This window comes from Luteibacter sp. P4_E6, assembly GCF_056401535.1.
This window is the reverse complement of sequence record NZ_JBFUJE010000290.1, coordinates 1-4,954: the sequence shown is the minus strand read 5'-3', so window position 1 is coordinate 4,954 and position 4,954 is coordinate 1. Positions and strand designations below refer to the sequence as shown.

Here is a 4,954-nt window from a genome sequence, read left to right as displayed (position 1 = left end):
GACGGGCCTTGGCGTACCGAGGGTCTTGATGCCGTCAGCCTGCAACCGGCCCTTGGCGACGGTGCGCAAGTACGCCTGGTAGTCCGCCTCGGTCTTGAACTGCGAGTCTGGCGGGTTCTGGTGCCCCATCACCAATTGGAGTTGCCACCATTGCCGTGCGAACTCGGCCTTACGCATCAAACCGTCGAGCGCCAGCCTGAAATCGGATTCTTGCCGCTTGCTCTTGGGTGAAGGCCTGCGGCCCTCGGCCCGAATGAGCACGCCAAGGCCAAACGAATGGAAGGTCTTGCTGGTGACCGTACAGTCACCGAGAGCTGCAAGGCGCTCACGTGCACCTTCGGGAAGCGCGTCTTCACAAGTCACAAGATGCTTCAGGCGCGCCGCAATGCGTCGTTCCATTTCCTTGGCAGCTGCCTTGTTGAACGCAAGGCACAGAATCTCCTCCGGCTCGGCAATCCCGCTCGCCAGAAGATAAGCCACCTTGGCGACCACGGTGGAGGTTTTCCCCGAGCCGGCGGCCGCAACGAGCAGCGTGCGCTCTTCTTCGGTGAGGATGGCCGTGACCTGCTCATCGGTCATGGCCGACGCCTCGCACACCTTGAAAAAAGTCTCCCAGCGGGCGCGCTCCGCTTCGACAAAGTCCTCGTTTTTCTTCTTCACGAGACCCTCAAATCCCGCCGACAACCGGAACAGGTCGTCATGCGCGAACATCACGGCTTCCGGAACCTCGACGCCGTGCGCACCAGCGTCCTTGATGGCAGCGCCGGCCGACAAAAGGACGGGGCGCAGATCACGGACCGCCCGGAACAACGCGTCCCGCTCGCGCCAGGCAAGGAAACGCGCCGCCTGCATCACGGCGTTGGCTGCAGCCCATCCCGCCAGCAACGGCTTCGATACCGCATCAAGGGCATGAGCTGTGGCGGCCTTCGCCGTCGCAGATTGCTGGGCGTTGCCGAATGCCAACAGGAACGCGCTCGCCTCTTTTTTCCTTGCACCGGTAAACGCACGTGAGCTGCCGTTGACCGAGAGGGTGAGCGTGGAAAAAAAGCGGTGCTCCACCGTGTGCGCACGGACGGACGACGCCAGCGACTGCGACCCGGACCCGTCCCGGGTCGTCCATTCAACGGCGCTGTCGGTCAGGTCAACCGACCAGGGTCCTCCCTTGCCAAACCATGCAACCAGCCAATGCGGGGTGATGTGACGTCCTTCCATGGGGGTGCTCGACTTCGGTGGGGATTAACCCGTATCGGCACATCCGGTACGGACTTGAGATGGTAGTCATCATCAGGTCCGGATTCCTCACCCGAATGGGTCTCCCTCGCACACCTCAATGCGCACCGGCCGCCTCAGTCCGCGTCGCGGGCAGCGCTATTTGGCAAGCCGAAGCGTGCCTGCACGCGCCGGATGCGCGTCTGCGTGTTGAGCGGCAACTGGCGCCAGCCACCACGGACGCCTCAGTGCGAATGCGCGCCTGGCTGGGGGTACCTCGGCTAGATCGAGTTGCAGCAGCTCGCCCCAACTGGAGAGGGGGTCACGGCTTCTGCCCTGGCCGCCGAGCTTGTCGAGATTGTGATACCGGGCACCCTGGGCGAAGTCATCGAGCGCGGTGAGCAAGACCGTATTCAACGCATCCAGGGACGTCCGGGTCGGGGGCCGGGATGCTTTGATCGTGATGCCCGCCAATCTCTTCGCAGGCGTCGTACAGTTTGCGGAGGCTGTGACGATACACCCTCAGTTGCTCGACGGTTGGCGCCACCGATGCGTGGCGAAACATGTGTTCGGCATGATGACCACCTTGAAGAGCCGTTCGAGTCCGGTCGCCAGGTTGAACATGGCAACGTAGGCCTGACCCTTGTGGCGAACGTCCGCTGTGAGCGCCGCCGTCAGACCGGCTGTCAGCATGCTCTGAATCAAGTGCCCCTCCTGCTGGAACAACAGGAACGAGGGCAAGAACGGTGTGATAGCTGATGTCATGCATGTTTCCCCAATGCCAACCACACGCCGAGGTGCGTCCCATACAACAATTTCGGCAAAACCCTTCTCTTTCTGAAGTCGATTGAACCCAGAGTAAGCCAGGTGTTGCGTACAGCTGGCTCCGCACGGCAAGCTATCACGAGGATATTTGCCACGCGTGCAATGGGCCCTGCGCAGCATTGCCCCACCCCGGCCTGTGCGGTCAACGGAGGACAGACCCCCTCCTGAAAGGAAGATTTGTGTTCAAGGGATTCAACCTGAAAGTGAACGGGACCGCCGAAGTCTTGTTCCGGAAGCACTCAACCATGGGTTCGGCGTTCATGGCCAAAGAATGGCCAAAGCTCAAGCCGGACTTGTCCGCGCTGGTGAGCAAAGACATTATTGATGGCAAAAAGACCATGCAAGACTGGTTTGCCTCGGTCGACGCGAACGTCTTCATCTCCCACTCGCACGCAGACGAGCTTCTCGCGGCCGGCCTTGCCGGCTACCTGCAGCGTGAGCTCGGGCTACGGCCCTTCGTCGACTCGCTCGTGTGGAACAACGCAAGCGACCTTTTGTGGACGTTCGACAATCTCCATTGCAAGCCCACCGGTTCTTCGACCTTTGCCTATGAGAGCCGGAACTACTCGACCAGCCATGTCCACATGATGCTCGCTTCATCCCTGTCGGAGGCCATCGACCGGTGTGAGTGCATCATCTTCCTCAACACGCCTTCGTCCATCCAGGTGTCGGATGCCAAGAGCAACGCTGAGGAAATGACCGCATCACCGTGGATCTACCACGAACTCAATACCAGCCGGTTGATTGAAAAGCGTAAACCGGACCGCCCGATGTCGCGGATCCGTGCTTCGACGGAGGCCATCGCGCTCGACAAGGGCCACTTGCCGACCATCCGGTACCCCGCTCCGCTCGACCATCTGGCAAAGCTTGCCGGCAGCGATATCCTGCAATGGGGCGAAAGCGCCAGTCGCATGGGCGCGTACGGCGCGCAAACGCTGGACGTTCTGTACCGGTCGCACTCGTAAGTCACACGGCTTCGTCTGGCCGACACCGCGAATCAAAACGAATATCAGTACGGGTTAACGCCATGCTTTGACGGCCGGTACCCGGCCCCTTGCCCTGGGAGTAAATCGATGTCGAAGTGGACCGACCTTGTCTTGATTCATGGCCATATCGAGGGCGCGCGTATCGCCTTCGAAGACGCATGCGAGAAAATACTGCGCGCCCGTTTCCCGGACCGTCCGGTACGCCGGCTGGACTCCTCCAGTGGTGACGGTGGTGTCGATATCTACATCGGCCACTACGGCGTCGAGCCGCTCGACATCTACCAGTGCAAGTACTTCATCGATGTCGTTGGCAAGTCCCAGCAAGAGCAGATTCGGGATTCTTACAAGCGCGCGGTGCGCGCATCCGTGTTTTCCATCAGCACATGGTCGCTTTGCCTGCCGGTCGATTTGGCGCCTGCCGAAGCCGCCTGGTTCGATGGCTGGGCGGCACGACAGGAAAAACCTGTCTCACTTCTGCCCCCCGGGGAACTCATGGTGTGGGCAGAAAGCGCGGGCCTTGCAGACCTCATCTTCCAACGCACGGATTCCCAGAAGATTGACTGGATGCATGAGCACCTCAAGAACGGGAGCATCGACCCGTGGCAGGCCGCCGTGCGCCAGACTGAGGCAGACTGTCATGACATCCTCGCTTCGGTCATCCGGGTGCACGCAGGGACCCTGCACGGGCGATACCCCCATCTGGATGCATCGGCCCAAAAGGCCAGCGCAGGAGACCGGTTCGAGACGTGTCAGTACATCAAGAGTGTCATCGTCGGCGGCTTGCTGGAAAACGAGAAGGTCTGGCTGTTTACCATTCTCGGCGACGACAGCGGTGAACCGGTGCTCCACCGCTTTATCCGCCGGTACGCGCTACTGCTGTCCCAGGCAAAGGATCCAAGCCAGGTGGCTGTGCTCTCGACGAGCGAGCTGTACATCACCTGGCGTTTTCTGCAGTCGTCCTCGGTCCGCCAACTTCGACGGGAGGCCTCCTGGCCCGAGCTTCCCGAAGTTGCCTAGGCGTTTGCCCTCACGAGGGCGGCCCGCGCCCTGGCTTCCCACTGACTGAGGCTCCGGCCCCAATGTCCCTGAATGAAGCCCCTGAGGGCGCGCCGCTCCCCGCGCGTGACGCCCCTAGGCGATGGGCGCCGTGGTGAGAACGCCCCTCGATGGCTCCAGTATCCATGCCTCCGACCATTACGCGCCTTGCGCTCAGGCCCGCTGGCGAATGGCCTTGGCAATCCAGTCGGAAATTCCGTCTTCAATATCGCCATAGGCGTCCGACGCCTTGGGGTCAAACACCAACGGAACCACCACGCTACCTTTGTGCTTGAACGTAAAGGCATTAAACGGGTTGTTGCCGACGTTGGCAATCTTGCCGTCGATGTTCTTGAGATTGTGGATGCGTACGCCGAGAAGCGCCTTGCCGRTTTCCCAGGCGTGCCTGATTTCGTACTTCACCCAGGGCCGGGTCGAAGTTTCGGCGCCGATGAGGACGACGACCGCGTCCTTGTCTTTCATGTTCTTCTCAATCCACGCATCGATGCTGGCATCGGATTTCTTGATGGTTTCCCATTCATTGGCCTTGACCGGTTCGTCGCCGGTAATGACGCCCATGTTGCGAATCTGCTGGACACGGAACACATCGGCGTCGAAATGGAAGCTGTAAAACACATCGTAGCTGCTCATTTGRTCAGGGCCTCGAGATAATCAACCAGGATGCGGACCAGGCGTTTGGAATCGCGCCCGACGTCGTTGATGCGCGCCATCAGTTCAGGAAGTGCTGCGCCGTGRCCGTTCCCGGCAGTAACGTCACCGGCGAGTTCTTCGGCCATGTATCCGGTGGTGCTGACCGGAATCGTGACGACGCCCATGGCCTTGGCGATGTCAAACTCGGTCCGGACGCCGGGCGCGTTGACCACATCCTTGTCAGGTCG

The 4,954-nt window shown here is 60.8% G+C and carries 5 protein-coding genes and 1 pseudogene; 2 read left to right on the top strand and 4 right to left on the bottom strand.

Annotation, left to right across the window (positions count from 1 at the left end; all coding sequences use genetic code 11):
• Positions 1 to 1,212, bottom strand: a 1,212-nt coding sequence (locus AC1DT2_RS15630; protein WP_477297307.1) for a UvrD-helicase domain-containing protein, incomplete at its 3' end; no start/stop codon positions are given.
• Positions 1,213 to 1,731: 519 nt separating this feature from the next.
• Positions 1,732 to 1,974 (bottom strand): hypothetical protein, encoded by a 243-nt coding sequence (locus tag AC1DT2_RS15625; protein WP_477297306.1) that lies wholly within the window; start codon positions 1,972 to 1,974, stop codon positions 1,732 to 1,734.
• A 179-nt stretch (positions 1,975 to 2,153) separates the two neighbouring features.
• Here AC1DT2_RS15625 and AC1DT2_RS15620 point away from each other — a divergent pair, with 179 nt between their 5' ends.
• On the top strand, positions 2,154 to 2,999 hold the full coding sequence (locus tag AC1DT2_RS15620; protein WP_477297305.1) for a hypothetical protein: 846 nt from the start codon (positions 2,154 to 2,156) through the stop codon (positions 2,997 to 2,999).
• 108 nt (positions 3,000 to 3,107) lie between these two features.
• Complete coding sequence (locus AC1DT2_RS15615) at positions 3,108 to 4,037, top strand: hypothetical protein (RefSeq protein WP_477297304.1); 930 nt, start codon at positions 3,108 to 3,110, stop codon at positions 4,035 to 4,037.
• A gap of 192 nt (positions 4,038 to 4,229) precedes the next feature.
• Here the strand turns inward: AC1DT2_RS15615 and AC1DT2_RS15610 are convergent, their stop codons facing one another.
• Together AC1DT2_RS15610 and AC1DT2_RS15605 are read right to left on the bottom strand one after the other, a co-directional pair.
• Positions 4,230 to 4,706, bottom strand: coding sequence for a TIR domain-containing protein (locus AC1DT2_RS15610; protein WP_477297303.1), 477 nt, complete (start codon positions 4,704 to 4,706; stop codon positions 4,230 to 4,232).
• Positions 4,703 to 4,954, bottom strand: a pseudogene (locus AC1DT2_RS15605) (hypothetical protein); the annotation flags it as partial. The pseudogene AC1DT2_RS15605 and the gene AC1DT2_RS15610, both read right to left, overlap by 4 nt.

What these genes read in the sequence shown, in the direction of transcription:
- AC1DT2_RS15615 (WP_477297304.1), top strand. Translation starts at nt 3,108, where the DNA reads ATGTCGAAGTGGACCGACCTTGTCTTGATTCATGGCCATATCGAGGGC.
- AC1DT2_RS15625 (WP_477297306.1), bottom strand. Translation starts at nt 1,974, where the DNA reads ATGACATCAGCTATCACACCGTTCTTGCCCTCGTTCCTGTTGTTCCAG.